Annotated in this window: 21 protein-coding genes, 3 tRNA genes and 1 pseudogene; 14 read left to right on the top strand and 11 right to left on the bottom strand. The window is 61.8% G+C overall.

Annotated features, from left to right (window positions below):
• Window positions 1–2: 2 nt before the first annotated feature.
• Window positions 3–458, bottom strand: a pseudogene (locus ACERIM_RS12380) (DUF192 domain-containing protein); the annotation flags it as partial.
• Between the two features lie 413 nt (window positions 459–871).
• Between ACERIM_RS12380 and ACERIM_RS12385 the strand changes: the two are divergent.
• Window positions 872–945: transfer RNA gene (locus ACERIM_RS12385), tRNA-Val, on the top strand.
• A 230-nt stretch (window positions 946–1175) separates the two neighbouring features.
• Here the strand turns inward: ACERIM_RS12385 and ACERIM_RS12390 are convergent.
• Window positions 1176–1622, bottom strand: a complete 447-nt coding sequence (locus ACERIM_RS12390; protein ID WP_006182656.1) for a hypothetical protein — start codon at window positions 1620–1622, stop codon at window positions 1176–1178.
• A gap of 220 nt (window positions 1623–1842) precedes the next feature.
• Between ACERIM_RS12390 and ACERIM_RS12395 the strand changes: the two genes are divergently transcribed.
• The 9 genes from ACERIM_RS12395 (at window position 1843) to ACERIM_RS12435 (ending at window position 9129) form a co-directional block, all read left to right on the top strand.
• A tRNA-Phe gene (locus ACERIM_RS12395) sits at window positions 1843–1916 on the top strand.
• An 84-nt stretch (window positions 1917–2000) separates the two neighbouring features.
• Window positions 2001–3032, top strand: coding sequence for a hypothetical protein (locus tag ACERIM_RS12400; RefSeq protein ID WP_206536558.1), 1032 nt, complete (start codon window positions 2001–2003; stop codon window positions 3030–3032).
• 49 nt (window positions 3033–3081) lie between these two features.
• A complete protein-coding gene (locus tag ACERIM_RS12405) occupies window positions 3082–3207 on the top strand; it encodes a hypothetical protein (RefSeq protein WP_373632877.1) in 126 nt (41 codons plus the stop codon).
• Between the two features lie 274 nt (window positions 3208–3481).
• Entirely contained in the window at window positions 3482–4777 is a 1296-nt protein-coding gene (locus ACERIM_RS12410; RefSeq protein WP_006649975.1) for a DUF4157 domain-containing protein, read from the top strand.
• Window positions 4778–4779: 2 nt separating this feature from the next.
• On the top strand, window positions 4780–5745 hold the full coding sequence (locus ACERIM_RS12415) for a hypothetical protein (protein WP_006649976.1): 966 nt from the start codon (window positions 4780–4782) through the stop codon (window positions 5743–5745).
• Between the two features lie 8 nt (window positions 5746–5753).
• A complete protein-coding gene (locus ACERIM_RS12420) occupies window positions 5754–6551 on the top strand; it encodes a DUF4157 domain-containing protein (protein WP_373632878.1) in 798 nt (265 codons plus the stop codon).
• Window positions 6552–6553: 2 nt separating this feature from the next.
• Window positions 6554–7474 (top strand): hypothetical protein, encoded by a 921-nt coding sequence (locus ACERIM_RS12425; RefSeq protein ID WP_049905814.1) that lies wholly within the window; start codon window positions 6554–6556, stop codon window positions 7472–7474.
• Between the two features lie 121 nt (window positions 7475–7595).
• The gene (locus ACERIM_RS12430; protein ID WP_006649979.1) at window positions 7596–8210 is read left to right on the top strand and encodes a hypothetical protein; all 615 of its coding nucleotides are present in this window, start codon (window positions 7596–7598) and stop codon (window positions 8208–8210) included.
• Window positions 8211–8214: 4 nt separating this feature from the next.
• Complete coding sequence (locus ACERIM_RS12435) at window positions 8215–9129, top strand: hypothetical protein (RefSeq protein ID WP_006649980.1); 915 nt, start codon at window positions 8215–8217, stop codon at window positions 9127–9129.
• Window positions 9130–9720: 591 nt separating this feature from the next.
• Here the strand turns inward: ACERIM_RS12435 and ACERIM_RS12440 are convergent.
• The 4 genes from ACERIM_RS12440 to ACERIM_RS12455 form a co-directional block, all read right to left on the bottom strand.
• The gene (locus tag ACERIM_RS12440; RefSeq protein WP_006649981.1) at window positions 9721–9933 is read right to left on the bottom strand and encodes a YgaP-like transmembrane domain; all 213 of its coding nucleotides are present in this window, start codon (window positions 9931–9933) and stop codon (window positions 9721–9723) included.
• A 479-nt stretch (window positions 9934–10412) separates the two neighbouring features.
• A complete protein-coding gene (locus tag ACERIM_RS12445; protein ID WP_006649982.1) occupies window positions 10413–10613 on the bottom strand; it encodes a helix-turn-helix transcriptional regulator in 201 nt (66 codons plus the stop codon).
• A 3-nt stretch (window positions 10614–10616) separates the two neighbouring features.
• The gene (locus ACERIM_RS12450; protein ID WP_100243426.1) at window positions 10617–11006 is read right to left on the bottom strand and encodes a hypothetical protein; all 390 of its coding nucleotides are present in this window, start codon (window positions 11004–11006) and stop codon (window positions 10617–10619) included.
• A 152-nt stretch (window positions 11007–11158) separates the two neighbouring features.
• Window positions 11159–11449: a zinc ribbon domain-containing protein gene (locus tag ACERIM_RS12455; RefSeq protein WP_006649984.1), complete on the bottom strand. Its 291-nt coding sequence runs from the start codon at window positions 11447–11449 to the stop codon at window positions 11159–11161.
• A 176-nt stretch (window positions 11450–11625) separates the two neighbouring features.
• On the opposite strand from ACERIM_RS12455, the gene ACERIM_RS12460 reads away from it, so the two are divergent.
• A complete protein-coding gene (locus ACERIM_RS12460) occupies window positions 11626–12486 on the top strand; it encodes an aldo/keto reductase (protein WP_373632879.1) in 861 nt (286 codons plus the stop codon).
• A 1-nt stretch (window position 12487) separates the two neighbouring features.
• Here the strand turns inward: ACERIM_RS12460 and ACERIM_RS12465 are convergent, their stop codons facing one another.
• The gene (locus tag ACERIM_RS12465) at window positions 12488–13759 is read right to left on the bottom strand and encodes a hypothetical protein (protein WP_373632880.1); all 1272 of its coding nucleotides are present in this window, start codon (window positions 13757–13759) and stop codon (window positions 12488–12490) included.
• 143 nt (window positions 13760–13902) lie between these two features.
• Between ACERIM_RS12465 and ACERIM_RS12470 the strand changes: the two genes are divergently transcribed.
• Window positions 13903–14751: an alpha/beta fold hydrolase gene (locus ACERIM_RS12470; RefSeq protein ID WP_006649987.1), complete on the top strand. Its 849-nt coding sequence runs from the start codon at window positions 13903–13905 to the stop codon at window positions 14749–14751.
• A 30-nt stretch (window positions 14752–14781) separates the two neighbouring features.
• Here ACERIM_RS12470 and ACERIM_RS12475 read toward each other — a convergent pair whose 3' ends face one another.
• The 3 genes from ACERIM_RS12475 to ACERIM_RS12485 form a co-directional block, all read right to left on the bottom strand.
• A complete protein-coding gene (locus ACERIM_RS12475) occupies window positions 14782–15135 on the bottom strand; it encodes a hypothetical protein (protein WP_373632881.1) in 354 nt (117 codons plus the stop codon).
• A gap of 214 nt (window positions 15136–15349) precedes the next feature.
• On the bottom strand, window positions 15350–17311 hold the full coding sequence (locus tag ACERIM_RS12480; RefSeq protein ID WP_373632882.1) for an ATP-binding protein: 1962 nt from the start codon (window positions 17309–17311) through the stop codon (window positions 15350–15352).
• A gap of 367 nt (window positions 17312–17678) precedes the next feature.
• Window positions 17679–17750 (bottom strand) — tRNA-His (locus tag ACERIM_RS12485).
• 166 nt (window positions 17751–17916) lie between these two features.
• Between ACERIM_RS12485 and ACERIM_RS12490 the strand changes: the two genes are divergently transcribed.
• Together ACERIM_RS12490 and ACERIM_RS12495 are read left to right on the top strand one after the other, a co-directional pair.
• Window positions 17917–18372: a DUF5814 domain-containing protein gene (locus tag ACERIM_RS12490; protein WP_006182646.1), complete on the top strand. Its 456-nt coding sequence runs from the start codon at window positions 17917–17919 to the stop codon at window positions 18370–18372.
• Window positions 18373–18521: 149 nt separating this feature from the next.
• Window positions 18522–18749 carry a hypothetical protein gene (locus ACERIM_RS12495; protein WP_006649990.1) on the top strand — a complete coding sequence of 76 codons (228 nt, stop codon included), beginning with the start codon at window positions 18522–18524 and terminating at the stop codon, window positions 18747–18749.
• A 24-nt stretch (window positions 18750–18773) separates the two neighbouring features.
• Here ACERIM_RS12495 and ACERIM_RS12500 read toward each other — a convergent pair whose 3' ends face one another.
• Window positions 18774–19178: a ribbon-helix-helix protein, CopG family gene (locus ACERIM_RS12500; protein WP_373632883.1), complete on the bottom strand. Its 405-nt coding sequence runs from the start codon at window positions 19176–19178 to the stop codon at window positions 18774–18776.
• Between the last annotated feature and the right edge of the window lie 139 nt (window positions 19179–19317).

Raw genomic sequence — 19317 nt, forward strand, 5'->3', positions numbered from 1 at the left:
CGTCAGGGGCGGACGGCCGCCGTCGGGGTTGCGTCGGGATCGGCCAGCGCCCACTGCTCGAGCGCGTCGACTCCGGGAGTGACGTCGAAAATAGCCGTCTCGGTCGACTCGAGGTCGATCTCGACCCGATCGCCGACCTCGATCCCGGTTTCGTTTACGTAGCCGCGGGGCACCTCGAGGACCCACTTCCCGCGGCCCGAGTACTCGAGGTCCTCGCCGTCCTCGCCGGGTTCGGGTGCGCGGGCGTGGTGTATCTGAGTTATCTCGCCGTCGGCATCGATGAAGATGATGTCGATGTCGAAGTCCATCTCGCGCATGACGTAGGTGAGTTCCTGCTCCCGATTGTGGACGAACAGCATGCCGTTGCCTCGCTCGAGGGTGTCGTGATCGCTCAGGCCGGTGTAGCGTTCCGAGCGGTCGTCGGCGACCTCGACGTCGACGACGGCTTTGGGTTCGGCGCTGGTCCCGTCGTCCGTGGCACCGTCGTCGCTGGCACTCGAGCCGTCGTCAGCGTCAGTGGAACCGCTGTCGTCCGTGTCACTACTGGCATCGCCGTCACCGTCGTCGGTGGCGCTGCCGCCGTCAGTCCCACCGCTGGAGCCGTTCCCGCCGTCGGCTTCGTTCGCGGTGCCGTCTCCGGTATCCGATCGCGTGGTCGACTCGTCGTCGGTCTCGTCGTCGAAGATCCGGACTTCGCCCTCGTCCGGTCCCCACGGAACCGAGACCAACCCGGCTTGCACGAGGACGACGCCGATGATCGAGACGGCGGCGATCACCAGCAGCCCCTTCCAGACGGACTCGAGCGCCATGCACGATTCCTGTGGGGCCAGAGAGTAAAGGTTATTCGGACGGACCTACTCGTCTCGGGTGCGGGCTCGTGGTCTAGCTGGTCATGACGCGGCCTTTACAAGGCCGAGGTCGGTGGTTCGAACCCGCCCGAGCCCACTTCCTGTTGCGAGCAACTTCGCGAGCAGCAGGTATATGGACCGAGGGCGGTTCGAACGAGAGAAGGCGACGCGAACCCAGTGAGCGAGTCTTCGCGTTGTTCGAACCCGCCCGAGCCCAGCCGAGACTTTACCGTGTTCAAACCCGCCGCTCCGAGCGGTCCGGCAAACGGGGAGAAACGACCTCGAGTCGAGACGTCTGACCGACCAACGCCGGCCGCAGTGCTGGCGTTACTGTTTGAGTCGGGCGACGTTCTCACGGATCTGACCGAGCAGGCCCTCGCCCGACTCGGTCTGGAGGGCGGCATGCAGCGTCGAGTTCTCCGGTTCGTCCTTGACGACGATCCGGAGGTACGGCTCGAGTTGGTCGAAGTTGTCCGCGAGGACGACGGTGTGGTTGTCCTCGTCGTGGTCGACGACGCCGGCGTCGTCCAGTTTCGGGACGTGACACTGGACAGACGACACGTAGACGCTCTTGTACTCGTTTTTCGCGACCTCGTCCGGCGGGACGTCGTGTTCCCAGCCCGCGACCGTTTCGGCCAGCGTCGAGAGTTCGATCGGGTCCTCCCGACCGCGAAGGGCATAGAGGAGGTAGCGACGCCGGCGGTTCGCTAACAGCTCGAGAATCGTGTCGGCGTCGAGTTCATGGGCCTCCTGACTCGAGGTAAGGGCTTCCATAACACGGTATTACCTCCCGGGGCGCAAAAGGGTGTCTTGAATATCCGAAATTCCAACAGACGCCGGTAATGGCATGTAGAGTCGCGTGTATCGCCTCCATTACTCACGAATCACACCCGTACTCGAGCGGTCCGGTCGCCGGCCGGCCACCTGTAAGCCGATCGGAACGACGATCGCGATTCGAAATCCTTTTTTATACGATGGACGGAGAAAGAGATGCGCCGCCTTAGCTCAGACTGGGAGAGCACTCGACTGAAGATCGAGCTGTCCCCGGTTCAAATCCGGGAGGCGGCATCCCCTTCTCGGTTTACATGCCGTAACCACAACCCCCCTATTCAGTGGTCTCTATGCCGTCGTTCGCAAGGGGAGTGAGCGCGGGTGCAGCTGATCGAGACCGCGCCCCACGAGTTCGCGGCGCACTTCCTCTTCGCCGCGCACGGTCTCGATCCGTTCTTCGCGTGCGATAGTCGGATCAAGGACGGCGACGGGAGTCAGCACGCCGAGTTCGAATTCGAGGGCGAGCCGTGGCGCGCGACGTTATCCTATCGTGACTCCGGGCTCGAGCATCCCGGCGAGCAGCTCCCGACTGGCACCGAATTCCGACTCGCAGAGATGCGCAAGTTCGATCTCAGTGTCGAGAGCGGCGAAGATGTTGGCGGAGAACGGTCGTTCCACGCTCATATCGCGCCGCGATGGAAGGGGATGCGAAGCGAGGGTGGTAACGAAATCAGTGTCCCCGACGATCTCCACGAAGGAGTGAATCTCCACGTCCAAGGCTCGAATATCGAATTCGATCGCTATCACCCACTGATCCAGCACGCGGCGCGCGCGGTCGGAATCAACAGCCGGTACTTCGACGAGCTACACGACTTTTCGACGATCCTTGATGCCGAGCGGTACGTGCGTGTCGACAAGAACGAGAGCGGCCCAGTGCATGCGCGGGACGGTCCGATAGAACTGGGTCATCTGCTCGAGAACGACCGCACGGGGCGACGCAAACTCGTTCAGTACGACAGCGATGAACACGCTCGAGATCGCCCCGGATACTATCACACGGCGACTCTCGGCCCGCGACGTGTCCGTGAGGCGTTCCCATCACACGAGCTACCGAAGGAGGTGAAGCACTACTATGCGCAGCAGGCGGTGTGCCTGGATAACAACCGATCGATCGCACATCCGAAAGTCGGCTCTTCGATCAAAATATATCGCGGATCTCGTCCACGACGCAGTGAAAGAGGCCAGGGAAGCGACGAGATGAGCTGCGGAAGCCGGTGCCAAGGCGATCGAAGCGGCCGAACGCGGACTGGATCAATCGACGAGCGTGTTCATCGCATGGGCCGCGAAACACGATATCGATGTCCGAGATCGGGATGGGGAAGAACTTCGGCTGGAGTTCGGTGTCGTAGATGATATCAAGCGAAAGGTCCGGGAAGGTTACGAGCTGTGGACTGCTGCCGATATGCCTGAGGATCGGTACCGGATAGCCAAGACCCAATACGAGAAGGAGATCGACTCTGGCGTCCGGTCGATGGATAAGACCGAGACGAAATCCTTCGCCTCAGTGGCGTGGCATCACCTCGGCTGAACCCGCCTCGGTAGTGGCAACACTATCTAGTGCGGCTATTTTCCAGCAATCTCTGCTTCTTTCTGCATAGCTCGGTGTTCCACCCTCCGGGGGTGCGGCACGGAGAGGTAGGAATGTGTTTTACTGAAGTCCCGCTTAGGGACACGGCTAAGCGGGAATCTAACAGGGTGTATGAGTGTTTGGACCTGTCGTGTCGCTATCCACACCCGGCCATTGGTTTTACTGATGAAATATGATAAAGTATTAAATACACGTTTGTCTTACTAATCGGAAGATGGGATTTCGCTCGATGAGCGAGGTGAGTAGCGACACCGAGCGGTCCGGGGGCGGGAGCCTGGACCGCGAGCGGTCGTCGCACTCGTCTCGTTCTACCAGTTTTACGGCCGCCCAGTCCTCCGGCGAGCGGTTCGGCGTCGACCTCTACAAGGAGGGTCTCGACGTCGAACTGCAGCGGCTCGCCCAGAACCACGGTCCACAGCAGGTCCGCGAATGGGCCGAGGAGGGAATGCCCGTCGACACGATAGGCAAACCCTGGGATATGGAGGAGTTCCGCGACCGACAGCAAGAACGCCCGGCCGAGGTACCGACGGATATCGAACGCCGGAACAACAAGTCCGTCCAGCGCTCGCGTGGCGCGCACAACGCACCGAGCAAGGCTGGTGACACGCAGGTTCCCGACAGCGTTCGGGACGTCATCTCCTCGCCCGGCCAGCAACTCGACACGAGCATCCAGCGCGCCATGGAGGAGCGCATGGGTGATTCGCTCGGCGATGTCCGTATTCACACCGGACCCAGTGCTGCGAAAGCCTGCGAGGACATCAACGCCCGCGCGTTCACTGTAGGGAATCACGTCGCGTTCAACCACGGGGAATACGACCCGAGTTCGGCTGAGGGTCAGCATGTCCTCGCACACGAACTCGCGCACGTCCGCCAGCAAACCGGCGGTGCCGTCTCGATGCTCCCACAGGAAGGCGAGTTAGAGATCGACCCGGACGAACGTCTGGAGCGTGAAGCCGAAGAAACCGCACAGCGCGTGATGCGCGGCGGCAAAATCGGCGTCCATCGCATGCGAAAGAGCGACGTGTACGTTCAGCGGATGTCAGCGGACGGCGACGGGATGCTGTACGGTGCGGTCGAAGACCTCCAAGAGCAGGTCAGTGACCACGAGAGCAGCATCGAGCAGAACGAATCGAACATTCAGGGTATCGAAGACCGCCAGGAGCAGATGATGGGGACGCTCCTAGAAGCCGCGCCAGGGGCACCCGACGAGTTCGACTGGCAGGGCGCAGCGGTCAAGGGTGCGACCGGTGCTGGTGTCGGATTCGGTGTCGGCGCGATGACTGGGAGTCCCGAACTCGCAGGCATGGGCGCGCTCATCGCCGGCGGCACTGCCGTCGCCAAGGACGTCTCCAAGGAACTGATGGGGACGCTCATGAACAACCGACCAGGCGGCGAGGCCGACAAGCTCGAACAGATGTACAGCGACATGGCCCAGATGTACCAAGAGTTCCTCGAAGCCAGAGAAGACCACGGTGGTCTCGATGGTGTCGCGAAAAGACGAGGTGACTAACAATGGACGGGAAGATTACAGGTGAAAACAAGACGTTAGTCGGTCTCAGTATCATTGATAACAATGGCGCGGAACACCTTGTCGAAATAAACAAAGAGGGCGAAATAACGGGGCATCAGTGCGAGGCGTATGCGGACGACGCTGACCTTCGGACGTCCGAGGAGAACGAACACAACAATCAGGCGCGTCGGTACGCGAAGTACTACGTCTTCGCCGAGCGCGGCTATGATACGGTCGAACACGTCGAGAACCCGGCGTACGTCGACGCGGTCCGCCGTGGCATCAACGGTCTCTCCGACAGTGAGTTCGAGCGCTACTTCGGTGCGCTCTATCGGCAACTCCGCAGTCACGAGGATTCGACTATAGACCGCCCCCGCGAACTTCCGTCGGATGTCCGAAAGCCTGACGCGGTGGTCTACGAGCCAGATATTTACCTCGGGCTGGAGGTCGCCGGTGAGGATATCACCGACCGCGCGCAAGCACTCGCGAATGCCCACGGCGTCGACGCTGATGGCACCGTCCGACCAGCGTCGGAACTCGACGACGACACCGTCGAATGCTGGCGCGCCTTCGAGGACGACCTCGCCGATATCGTCGAGCGCGAAGGCATCGACGAGGTCGAGACGGAATTGACGATCACGGGAATCTCCGGCCTGCACGTTGGCTATCCGAACCGATGCGGGCAGCATGAGGTCGACGAGGCCGACTCGCCGTTCACGCACCAGGCTCAAGCCCGGCTCTCGCTGCTGCCGTACGCACCCGACTCGATGGAAGAGTTCCGCGAGTATCTGGACCACCACCTCCGGTGTCAGGTCCGGGACTGCTTCCTCAAGATGGGTGTCGTTCCCCCGGAGCCGTTCCAGGTGACCGGCTTCGGGAACTTCCGTGACGCGCGCCGCTACGACCACTTCGAGATGTACCCCGAAGTCCACAAACGCGATGGGGACCACACGCCACTACCCTCCTGACCACTCTGATGACCGCTGTTAGTACCGTCGGCAACCACGTCGCGTTCAACACCGGCGAGTACGATCCCTCATCCGCCGAGGGGCAGCACGTCCTCGCACACGTCCGCCAGCAAACCGGTGGTGCCGTCTCGATGCTCCCACAGGAAGGCGAGTTAGAGATCGACCCAGACGAACGTCTGGAGCGCGAAGCCAAGGAGACCGCACAGCGCGTGATGCGTGGCAGCAAGATCGACGTCCATCGCATGCGAACGAGCGACGTACACGTCCAGCGGATGGACGCTGCATCGATGCAGTACGCTGCAGGGATGCTCGCGAACGAACAGAATCGCGAGATGATGATGGCTGCGGGCAAACAAACGGCCCAGGAAGCTCAGGACGCAGCCGTCGAGAAGACCGACGAGATGACCACACAACAGTACCGGTTGACAAAGGGGCAATTGAAAGAGATGGTTTCATCGGTCACCGACCCCTCAGAGTTGGGCAAGTATATGGAAGCGAAGGGTATCGAACCGATAAGCAGCCTACAGGAGTCGTTGAGCAGCGGCTTCCGTGGGGGAATGAAAGGCTGGAAGGCCGGGTCGTTCGCCGGTTCATTCGCTGGTCCCGTCGGTACTGTCGCGGGTGGGCTTGCCGGCGTGCCAATCGGGTATCTCCTCTCGACCAAGTTCGGCAAACAACTCGGCGGTACCATCCAAAAGGCACTCCGAGAGAGACTAGGACCCTCCACTGACCAGCAGTTCAACACGGATGAGCAGGATACAGATGGTATCGTCGACTCGATCAAGGACAGATTTGGAGGGTCATGATTATGGAAGCTAACATTCTGGGAGAAGATGAAAGGGCTGTTGGCGTAGAAATAACCGATAATAATCAGGTAGAACACGCGCTTGCGATTGAACCTGATGGATCCATTCAGGACCACGGTCAGGAGGGGTATCCGGATAAACCCGCTCAACGGACGACCGAACAAGGAGAACACGTTAGTCAGGCCAGACGGTATGCTCAGTACATAGTGTCTAAAGAGAGAGGATACGAGACTCTCCCGTGGGATTTGAACGCCGAACGTTTCAAGACGGTACAGCAGGCGCTGCGAGAACTCTCTTCCGAAGAGAGTGAATCGTTCTTCGGAACGTTGCTCGAACAGAGTCTGAGTCACTACCGTGACCATCCCGAAGTTGATGTCGGTGATCTCACGCGTCCCTACGAGTTGCCAACGGACATGATCGGTTCGGAGGACACGGTCATGTACGAACAGGAGATTTACTTAGACGAGACGGGACGCATCAGCGCGGTCTCAGATGTGATCGTCTCCTACTACGTGTCGAAAGGCGAGACCGACACACTTCGATACGGCAACGACGACACACCTGCGCGTGACCCCGACGCAAAAGTCGAGATTTCACCGGCCCCAATTGTTGCGCCAGAAACGTTCCGGGATTATCTCGTGTACAATCTCCGGTGTCAGGTCCGTGACTGCTACCTGATGATGGGCGTCGAACCACCGACAGAGTACAAAGTTCTCGGCCACGGCCAGTATCGATTCACTGGCAAGTACCACCACTTCGAAATGTACCCCGAGTACCACAACATGAACGCGGAAATCGAGGGGTACAGCTACGAGTTCCGTCCAGAACTCCCGATTTCGTGGGAAGAAGTCGGAGGGTTAGTCCAACCGAACAGCGGGAAGTCGCTGTACGACCAAATCAAGGGTGCATTGTTCCAGCGGTAACTCTGGCCAGCCAGACCGGCGAGTTGTTCACGGACGAGAATACAGACGGGGACACCGATCGCGCTACACACGTCAGCATGCTCTCGTACACATCTGCTAGCAGACTGGTGGGGCGGTCAGTATGCTCCACCAAGAGGGGAAGTTGGAAATCAACCCTGACGGACGTCTGGTGCGTGAAGCCGAAGAAACCGCACAGCGCGTGATGCGTGGCGGCAAAATCGGCGTCCATCGGATGCGAACGAGCGACGTGTACGTTCAGCGGCTGCCTGGGGAAGAATTGGTGAGCAAGGCTAAGGATCTCGCTGATACAGGGACGGAGAAAATCGACGAATCCACGACCAAGAGCTACCGACTGACGAAAGACCAATTGGTCGACATGGTGCAGTCGGTCGAGACGCCGAAAGGACTCACCGAGTACATCGAGCACCACGACATCGATGTGGCCAGTCGCGTGCAGGATGCTGCCAGCAGCCCGGTCAAAGGCGCAACGAAGGGCTGGACAGCAGGCTCGATGCTCGGTCCGTCGCCGGGCCAGCCGGTGCTGTGGCCGGTGGACTCGCTGGCGTGCCAGTGGGGGCGTTCCTCACGACTCAGTTCGGTGAACAGGCAGCCGGGAAAATACAGAAGGTCGCACGTAAAGTACTCGGACTCAATACCAACCAAGAGTTCGACACCAGTGATGAATGGACTAGCGAGGGTGACCGTCCGGACAGTATTCCCTCAGTTGAGGAGGTAAAAGCATGAAGGCAATTCTTGGAGATGAAGATGAAAACGGAGTCGGTCTGAGAATAGTTGACAACAACGAGACAATACACGGGATTCATGTTGGGTTTAATGGTGAAATTACCTACCACGAACAAGACGGCTATCCAGATAATCCCGATAAGCGCACATACAGTGAGGGTGAACACGTCAGTCAGGCACGCCGGTACGCGAAGTACTACGTCGCTCAGGAGACGGAGTGCGACACGCTGCCGTGGGATCTGGACGCGGACCGGTTCGAGGCGGTTCGGCAGGCACTCCAGGACCTGTCGGTCTCGGAGATAGAGACCTACTTCGGTGACCTCCTCGACCAGAGTCTGAGTCACTACGCAGACGATCCGGATGTCGACATCGGCGAGACAACGCGCCCGGAAGCACTCCCGGCGGAGATGATCGGCGGTGAGGATGCGGTCATCTACAAACAGGATGTGTATCTCGACGACGACGGCAGCATCGACGCAGTGTCGGGCATCGGGATCACCTACTACGTCGCCAGAGGCGAGCGCAAAACCGTCTGGCGTGGTGACGCGCCGAATCGAGACCCGGACGCTCGAGTCGAGATCTTCCCGGCACCGCTGGTTGATCCCGTCCCGTTCCGGGACTACCTCGTGTACAACCTTCGGTGCCAGATCCGCGACTGCTCTCTCATGATGGGGGGAGAACCAGCCGAGGAGTACCGGGTACTCGGCCACGGCCAGTATCGCTTCACTGGCAAGTACGACAGTTTCGATCTCTACCCGCCGTATCACGACTTCAGCGCGGATATTCCCGGCTACAGCCACGAGTTCCGCCCAGATCTACCGATTACCTGGAATGAACTCGGTGGACTGGTCGATTCAGGGAGCGATCAGTCGCTGTACGACCAGATCAAGAGTAGCCTGTTCAGTCGGTAACCACTTGCTTACTCGTTCAGCACCACAGACGCTGGAACCACATAGGCGTGTATTCGCCCATTGGATGCGACAGGCGAGGGGCCGATTGAACAGGTAAAAGACGACGCGGGGGACGCCGCCGAAGCAGGCAAAGAGAAGCTTGACGAGGCGACGACTAAGACCTACCGGCTGACTCAGGAGGAGTTAGCCGACGTGGGACGGACTGTCGACAGCCCCGTGGGACTCCCCTCAGGTCTTCGCTCTCGTCGATGCGGGCCTGGAGTGTCTCGATTCGGCAACCGACGTTTCGCGTCATCTACACAGGGGGTGTGTTAGAGCATGTAAACCACGGCTTAGGGTCCGGGAGGCGGCATACTCCTACGGTTCGTTGTGTATTAACCGTACAGCGGTGGATTTCGGCAGTGTTACCCCCGCGATTCCGGAGAGATTTGAACCGGCTCATGAACGCACCCTTCGCTGGCGGGCGTTTCATTCCATTGTACGTACCGTCGACCAGCATTCTCTGTCGGAATTACTCGAGTCGGGAACGGAACTCGAGGCTGAACGGCTTGTGAACGAGGCGTAGTCGCTCTCTCACTCGAAGAAGGGGCGCTACTCGTCGGTCGTCGTGTCGATCCCGAGCGCCTCATTCAGCCCGCAGAAACACGTCGTCGTGTTGAAGCCGAGCCCGAGCGCCCCGACGAGGGCAAGCAGGCCGGTCTTGCGCTTGCCGTTTCGGAGCGTGGTTGCTGCGACGAGCGTCAGCACAACGGCGAGTAGTGCGCGGACGAGTCTGTCACGGCCACCGACGTTCTGGTCGACCATATCCGACTCATGGGCCGCCTTGGCCTTGTATTTTCCCGAGCGGATGCTACCTCCACATCTAGCCCCTGCAGCGAAGCAAGCCGGACCCCCGGGTCAAATCCGGGACGGCGTTTCCGTTCGGTCCATCTCCGAGAGCCTGCTCTGTGAGGCCAGGTATCGATTCATATCGTCGAAACTGCCGTGTTCTCCAGTCGAACTGATGATGATCGATTAATTTATTGTATTTGTATTCGAGAACGAACGCTATGGACGCGCTCAAAATCGTCGCCGAGATGATCGAGGGATACCTCTCGGGTGGGACCGAGGAGGCAGTGTCTGAGGGTGTCGAAGAGACGGCGGAAGAAGCGACGGGAGAGGACCTCTAACGCGAGCGGTCGGCGCGGATCCGAGCCCGTCCGTGAAAGGCGCGCCGCCGTGCGCGGACGACCGACAGTGTCGAAACCGGGGTATCGAACGCGTTCGATCGGCCCTCCCAGCGCTCAGTCGTCCGGCTCGTAGTCGAAGATGTCTTCGATTCGGCAGTCGAAATAGCGTGCTAACTCGAACGCAAGCTCGAGGCTCGGGTCGTACCGCCCGCGTTCGATCGCGTTGATCGTCTGTCGCGAAACACCGACCTGATCGGCGAGTTCGGCTTGCGTGATGTCGGCTTTCGCCCGCCAGACGGTGAGATCGTTCTCCATCGTTCACATGACCCGTCCGTAGTACCAGATCGTACTCGGCAATACGAGAAACGGTACGATCATGAGCCACGTCAGCGGTTCGAGTACCGGCGTCGTGAGATCGGTACTGCGCTCGAGGGTCGTCCAGACGGCGACCGCCCAGAAGAACACCCAGAGGGAGACCGCCGTTCCCCGGAGGCCGATCTTGAGATACCGTTCGTCGTAGTCGTTTCGTCGCTCGGCGAGGCGAAACGACCAGACACCGACGAGCGTGATGAGGAGGCCGCCGCCGATCGCGAGGGCGGTGCTGATCTCCGGATCGGGTGCCACGTCGGCACCGACGGTCAATGCGATGACGCCGGCGATCATGAGTCCGATCCCGGCGGAGAGCTTACGGGAGTACGTTTCTGCCATCTCGTGTAAAGCATTCTTTCCAATACGTTATAAGAATTTTCCATACTATCGGAGAGATACGACTCTCGAGTGACGACGGCTCACGGAACTGACTGCAGAACGGCCCACGACGAACGGCCCTCGATCGGTTACCTCGATCCGTTCGAGAGCGGTCAAAGCGGCGTCGTACAGCGACGACAGTACGTGAATTCGGCGTCGTTTTCCGTACCGCAGCGACGACACGTCACGCGCGTTCGATCCGCCGTGTCCGCCTCGAATGCTCCGGGGGGCCTGCGGTCGAACTCCTCGTCGTCGGTGTCGCGCTCCAGTTTACCGGCCCGTCGCTTGCGGTGGCGCTCGAGGCCGTCCCGTGCGATTCCGACGAGAACCGGGACGCTGACTCCCAACGCGACGAGCAGGAGAACGCCGATGATGACGGCATACAACTGCCCGGGGTCACCCATATCGCCGTTACGGTCGCCCGACAGTTAGCGATTGGGGCATGATACCATACGATACTAGTCCGGCGAGACGAACGGTGGTATCCCTCGAGTCGGACGGCGAAACGGACCCAACTGGCGTAACCGGCACATCGTTCGGGAAGCCGACTTCTCAAGGGGCCCGAGGCTGACATACGGACGTGAGCAGTAACTCGATCACAAACGAGAGCGACACGTTCGAGATCGGCGAGACGACGGTCCATCGGCTCGGGTTCGGGGCGATGCGGATCACGGGCGAGGACATTATCGGCGCGCCCGACGACGAGGCGGCCGCCCGTGAGGTCGTCGAACACGCCGTCGACTGCGGTGTCGACCTCATCGACACGGCCGACTCCTACGGCCCGGCAACCAGCGAACGACTCATCGGCGAGGCGATCGGCGACCCCGACGACGTGCTGGTCGCGACCAAGGCCGGCCTGTTGCGCAACCGCGAGGGCGACTGGCTCGCCCATGGCGACCCCGACTACATCCGGAATCAGGTGCTGACGTCGTTGGACCGACTCCGGACCGACACCATCGACCTCTATCAGTTCCACCGGCCAGACGACGACACGCCGTTCGAGGACTCCGTGGCGGCGTTTGCGGAACTCAAAGACGAGGGATTCGTCGATCAGGTCGGCCTCAGCAACGTCTCCCCGGAACTCATCGATCAGGCCCGGGAACAGGTCGAGGTCGCGACCGTCCAGAACCGGTACAACCTGAACGACCGCGGTGCGGCCGATTCCCTCGAGGTCTGTGCCGAGAACGACATCGGCTTCATCCCGTGGGCCCCGATCAACGGCGACGACCTGGCCGAACACGGCGACCTCTTAGACGAGATCGCCGAGACCTACGACGCGACGCGCCGACAGCTCGCGCTGGCGTGGCTCCTCGAGCGCTCGCCGGTCATCCTCCCGATTCCGGGTACCTCGGATCCCGACCACCTCGAGTCGAACGTCGCCGCCTCGCAGCTGTCGCTGTCCGACGACGAGGTGCAGCGACTGACCGACGCGGCCGAGTGAGTTACGAGGCCGCGAGTCGGCCGGCGATGCGCTCGGAGAGGTCGGTGAGATAGAACGAGCCCCAGACCGCGGCGACGACGGCCCCGACGGTATCGTAGACGAGATCGCTGATCGTGTCGTCGAGCCCGTGCTGGGCCAGCACCGCCTCGAGGCCGAGCCGCTGGGCGCTCCAGTCGATGCCGAACTCCATGAGTTCCCAGACGACGCCGAAAGCCAGTACGAACACGAGGATGAACGCGAACAACATCGCGGGCGGGACGTAGATCTCGTCGGTATGGAGGTCGATCGCTCGGACGACCGCGTAGCCGCCCGCGGCGACGATCGACGCCGAGACCGTGTGCGTCATGCTGTCCCACTGACCGACGAGCGCGTACATGCCGGCCGATCCGAGGACGTGCAGGAAGACGGCCGCCGTGAGCCAGAACACCAGCCCCGGCTCGAGGGGCAACTTGGCGTCGCGCTCGAGGAGCGCGGGGAGGAACGTGATCGCGAGCGCGATGGCGGCGTTCGAGACGGTCGTCAGATCGCGGCTGACGACGCCGTATACGAGGAGGAGCGCGAGCGCCGCCTGCATGCCTCGGGAGAGTCGGACGACGATCCCATCGGGGACGTTCAGCTGATCGCGGATCAGCGTCGGGACGGGATCCGGCTCCTCGTCGGGCGAGGTGTCCCGCGGCGTCTCGACCCCCTCGTCGCCGTAGGACCCGAAGTAGCGGCCGAAGAGGACGCCAGCGAACAGGCCGGCCACCGCCGCGTACCCGAAGTCGATCATCAGCGCGCGGTTGGCCGCGTCCTGTGAGCGCCCGTTCAGTATGTACTCCGTCCCGAACGTCACGTCGGCCAGCCACTGGGCGACGTTCCACGCGCCGGCGACGGCGAGCGTCGTCAGTACGACGAGCGCGACCGCGAAGGCGTGGTTCATCCGGACGGCGGTGAACCGGTCGATCTCCACGGTGACGACGAGCGCGACCGCGGCGACGGCGACGTAGACGGCGATCGACGTCAGCGCCGACTCGCCGAGGACCGTCGCGTCGACGACGGGGAGCAAGACCAGCACCAGCAACTCCCACGGCGGCATCACGAGCGGATCTCGAAACGCGACGACGGGAAGCAGGACGATGGCGACCGCGAACGCGGTAAACGCGAACCAGCGGTACGAGTCCGCGAACCCGTGATTGATCGCCAACGCGACGAGCGCGATCGTCAGCGCCCACGCGAGTACCGCGTTTCCCTGCGTGTCGTCGAACAGGCCGTCGAGTCGGGCGTCCGCCATACGACGCTGTACGGGCCGACGGCCCTAAACGCGAGAGCATGACAAAGCCACTCGGCTCGACTGCCTCGAGCGACTCCGAACGGCCCGACTCGCCACCCCGTTTCCGACGGAAGCCTGATACGTCAGTCCCGCAATGGTGACGTATGGTTGCACGTGACGACCTCGAACACGGACAGGCCCGCGTCAACGACACGAAACTCCACTACGTGACCGCCGGTGACGGCCCGCCACTGGTGCTGTGTCACGGTTGGCCACAGACCTGGTACGAGTGGCGGGACGTGATCCCGTCACTCGCCGACGACTACACCGTCATCGCGCCCGACCTCCGTGGGCTGGGTGATTCCGCGACCCCGACCTCGGGATACGACAAGGACACCGTCGCGACCGACGTCCGGGAACTCGTCGCCCACCTCGGCTTCGGCGACGATCGGATCGCGCTCGTCGGCCACGACTGGGGGATGCCGACGGCCTACGCCTACGCCGCCCAGTATCGCGACGAAGTCCGCGCGCTCTGTGTCCTTGAGGCCGGCCTGCCGGGGATCAACGAAGACGGAAAGAAGAAACTCTGGCACACACGATTCCACGGCGTTCGTGACCTGCCCGAGCGGCTGGTCGCCGGCCGGGAACGGCTCTACCTCGACTGGTTCTACAAGGAGGGCGCGTACGATCCGTCGGCGATCGACGACGAGGCCCGCGACGAGTACGTCCGCTGTTACTCACAGGCCGGCGGCCTGCGGGGCGGCTTCGAGTATTACCGTGCCTACGAGACCGATGCCGAACACAACCGAGCCCACGCCGAGGACCCACTCGAGCTGCCGGTCCTCGCACTCGGCGGCGCGGCCTCGTTTCGGGAGCTGCCGATCAGGGACATGGAGGCGGTCGCGACCGACGTCGAGGGCGAGGTCGTCGACCGTGCCGGCCACTGGATCCCCGAGGAACGGCCGGCGTACTTCGTCGATCGGTTGACGACGTTTCTCGACGACGCCGCGTGACCGCCCCTCGAGCCGGTCGTGACTACGCGCTCAGTACTGTTCTTTGACCCTGTCGATCTGGCAGTCGAGACAGAGATCGTCGGCAAAACAGGCGACGTTGTCGTAGGGACAGTCGTACGCCTCGACGTCGACGGAGAGGCGGCGTTTCGCGCGTTCCCACTCGGTCTCCCAGTCGTCGATCGTCATCTCCGCGGAGGTAAAGACGACATCGCCGCCCCGGTCGACGATCTTCGCGACCGTGACCGAGCGGTGGTTGGCTTTGACGATGTCGATCGCCTCCTCGTAGGAGCCACAGCGGATCTCCTCCCGGCCCGACTGATCGTCCAGCAGGTGGACGGCGATAGAGCCGTCGTACTCCTCGGTCGGCTCCAGTCCGTGGGTCATGTGGTCCACTGTCGGAGTCGCACGATAAAAAGTCCCGCTTCGGGACTGGAGGTCGCCTTCTTCCGGGCGGCGCATTGCCCGGTGAGTAGGCCATCGCCGGCGCGTGGAGCGTGGTCCCGATCCGGCGGTCTTTGAACGCCGCCGCCGTTGGCCACGCGATACTGGTATCGTCCTCGACTCACAGCACCTCCATCGACGCACTCCCGTTCGTCGATCACGCATCGCGATCACGTGGTGCCGGCAGCGTAAACGAGAACGTCGACCCGTCGCCCGGTTCGGAGTCGACCCAGATCTCACCGTCGTGGCGCTCGATGATCCGCTCACAGAGTGCCAGCCCGATACCGGTGCCAGCGTGTTCGTGGGGCCCGTGGAGCCGCTGGAACACCTCGAAGACGGCCGCTTGGTCGTCAGGATCGATCCCCATCCCCTCGTCGCTGATCGAGACCACCCAGTCCCGTCCGGCCCGCTCTGCAGAGATGGCGATCCGTGGCGGCTCGTCTCCCGCGTACGTGACTGCGTTATCCAGTAGATTCTGAAAGAGTTGGCGTAGCTGGCTGGCGTCTCCCTCGACACGGGGCAGTGACGCCGCCGTGATGTCGGCGTCCGTTTCCTCGAGTTGCAACTGTAGATCGGCGAGAACGTCGTCGAGTACCGCGTTCAGATCGACCGGTTCGAGCGGGTCTCCCTCCGTATCGACACGAGAATACTGCAGCAATCCGTCGACCATCGCACGCATCCGGTCTGCGCCGTCGACAGCGAACTCGAGGAATTCCTCACCCTCCTCGTCGAGCGTATCCTCGTACCGCCGTTCGAGGAGTTGCAGGTAGCTCGAGACCATCCGCAGCGGCTCCTGCAGATCGTGGGAGGCGGCGTAGGCAAACTGCTCCAATCGCTCGTTCGATTTTTCGAGTTTCTCGACCGTGTCCTCCAACTGTTGTTTGCGCTCGTTCTGTTCGGTGATGTCCTGGGCCATCGTCATTCCGGCAAAGACCTCACCATCATCGTCAGTCACCGGCACGGCGTGAACTCGCCAGTCTCGGTTTACGTACTGAAACTCGACTGACGTCTCGTCGCCGTCAAGCGCCGCCCGGAGTGCAGGTTCGAGGTCGGCAGCAACCGTGTCACCCCACACCTGTGCTGGTGTCCGCTCTTCGACGTCGGCCGGCGAGATCGGTAACTCCGCGAACGCCTGTCCCGCGGCGAGCGTGTACTCGAGGTCGGCACCGAACAGCGTGACGATCCCGTTCGGGAAAAACTCCGCCAGCGTGCGATACCGACGTTCGCTCTCTTTGAGTTTGCGCTCTCGCTCCTTGCGTTTCGTGACGTCTCGAAAGTAGATCGAGAGTCCGGATTCGGAGGGATAGGCGTGAACCTCGAACCACGTTCCAAGCGGCGGGTAGTACTCCTCGAACGATGTGGGTTCCTGCGTTCGTACCGCCTCCCGGTACTCTTCCTCGAACGTCGTTCCGAGCGCCGGTTCGAACACCTCCCAGAAGTTCTCGCCGACTAAGCCCTCGTCTTCGGGGTCGAGGACGTTCTTCCCCCGCTCGTTCGCGTACGTAATGGTCCAGTCCTCGTCGAGACCGACGAATCCGTCGGTGATCCGTTCGAACGTCCGCTCGAGTTCGGTCTCTCGCTCCTCGAGTTTCCGTTTGGCTCTCGTTTCCTCGATCGCTGCTGCGAGGACGTTCGCGACGTTTTTGACGAAGGTAACATCGTGGTCGGTGAACTCGCGCTTCTCGGTGGCGTGTACACCGAGGATCCCCCACGGGTTTTCGATCGAGCCAATGATAACGCTGATCCCGCCGACGACGTCGTGACTGGTGAGGAGTTCGGGGCCCGAAAAGCGTTCCTCGGTACGCAAGTCGTCGACGACCACGGGCTCTTCGGAAAGCAGCGTGTAGCCCGCCTGTGAGCCCCGGTCGGTCGGGACTATCGCGCTCCCGACGAGACCCTCCCGCCAGCCGACACCCTGCCGAAGGAAGAGTTCGTCACCGCCGGGCAGCAACTCGAGGACCTTACAGTAGTCGTTGCTCAGCGTCTCGGCTACTGCAACGCATGCGTCGTGCATCAACTGATCTATGTCGTCGGTTTCGAGCGCCTGTTGGCCGAGTTCAGCGACAACCACTTGGTGTCGAATTCGGGGGTGTGGATCTGTATCGGCCGATGAAGCCATGCCCAATTCAAACGGAGTGAGACGGGTAAAGCCTTCTCCGGAATATCGCCAGTCGACGAGCTATCGTTCGGAATCGAACACAGTCACCACGGACCGCAGCAAGCACTCGACGGAACCGTGCCAGTCGGGGACACTCGCCTCGCGTGGTTCCGCCTTCCGGCTTTTCCACTCCTCCCGATGGTCACCGGAGCGGCAAAGCCGCTCCGAGCCGTCGCTCACTTCGTTCGCGACGACGCCGTGAAAAAGTCCGGGTGCGAGAATCGAACCGTAGCCAGACGGTCGGCCTCGCTTCGCTCGGCCGCTGCGACTGGCAGGGTTCGATCTCGGTCGGATTTGCGCCGCTCACGGATTTGTTCGCGGCGACAAAGTCCGGGTGCGAGAATCGAACCCGCGTCTCAGCCTCCACAAGGCTGAAGGATAACCACTACCCCAACCCGGACACGCTTACACCTGAACCTACAGCCGGTTGGACTAAAATACGTTACGACTCCCGGACGCGGTGTGTGATGCCCTCGCTCGGTTTCGGCCGGCGGATCTCGGCTGCCCCCGCGGGCCGTTCGCGACCGAGACGTTTTTCGATCCGCGGGCGTTAGTCCCGCCAACGCGTGGCCATCACCGACAAGATCTACGTCAAGAATCACCGCCAGCTCAGCTCCCAGCTCGAGACGAACATCCCCAAAGGGGCGTTCAAGGGGGCGACGCTGGACATGCTCTTCCAGGGCGAGGGCCTCGAGAAACTCGACGACGCGACCCGCGAGCGGGTGCTGGATTTCACGCAGGACTTTCTGGACTGTAGCTGCGACAACAACCCCTACTGTGGCTGTCCCGAGCGCAAGTTCATGACGTACCTACTCGAGTTGCGCGCCGAGGGACTGGGCCCGGACGCGATCGTCGACGTGATGACCGACGACTACATGGTCTATGCCTACTCCGGGGACGTTCTCTCCTTCCTCGATAACGCCGTTCGAACCCTCGAGGCCGCCGAAGGGTTGGCGCGAGTGGACGGTGCCGGGGAGAAACACGACGAGATCCGGCGGGCGAAACGGAACCTCGAGCGGTAACCGACTGTTGTTCCGTTCTCCGATTCCGCCCTTACACCCTGGTCGACGCGCCGTCTCTCGGTTGTAGTGGCCACCTACGCGTTTCGAACATTATTAACAATCTATAATCATCGAGCGCGACATCAGTGGTCCTCCCCTATCGAGAATCGATGCCGGACACGACGATAGAGACGATCAACACGATGCTCGATAGCGTCCAGGAGGAACTCGAGGACCCGGACCTACGGTTCAAGCTCCGGACTGTGCGGCAGTTGCTGTTGGTGGTCGAAGAACGACACGACATCGGACGAGACGCGCTCGCGGACGCCGATCTCGACGACTCGACCCGCGAGGACTTACAGCAACTCGGGTATCTGGGCGCGGACGACGACCGCTAGGTGCGTTCCGACCGGGAACGATCGTCAGCGCAACTGGTAGGATTCGTCTTCGTCGTCGAGTTCGTCGAGCAACAGGATCTCCTCTTCCTCGTCCTCGAGGCGGTCCTGGAGGTCGTTGACGTAGGCCTTGTACTCCTCGAGTTGCTCCCGGAGGTGTTCGGCCTCGAGTTCGAGCCGCTCGTGTTCGCGGACGAACCGCTTTGGCACCTCGACGGTCGGTGGGAACGACACGTCCTCCCCCTCGTCCGTGCGGGCCTTGAGGTCGGCCTCGGGGACGACCTCGACCTGGCCGTCGTGTTCGACCAACTGGTCGACGTAGTCCCGGAAGACGGCCGACAGCGAGATGTCGCGCTCCTCGGCGATCGCCTGCAGCGCCTCGAAGGCGTCCTCGTTGACCCGGAACGAGATGGTCTTGTTCTTGTTCCCCATCGATACCCCTAGTCGTCGTTCACGGAACTTAACTATTAGTCAGACACGGGGCGTCGCGGTGACCGCTGACCGCGCTCGAGCGCCGGGCGAGAACCGCCATGACCACTCGGGACCCGACACGCTATGCGCCTCGAGACCC

Source organism: Natrinema sp. H-ect1, from assembly GCF_041821105.1.
In the GTDB taxonomy this organism is placed as follows: domain Archaea; phylum Halobacteriota; class Halobacteria; order Halobacteriales; family Natrialbaceae; genus Natrinema; species Natrinema thermotolerans.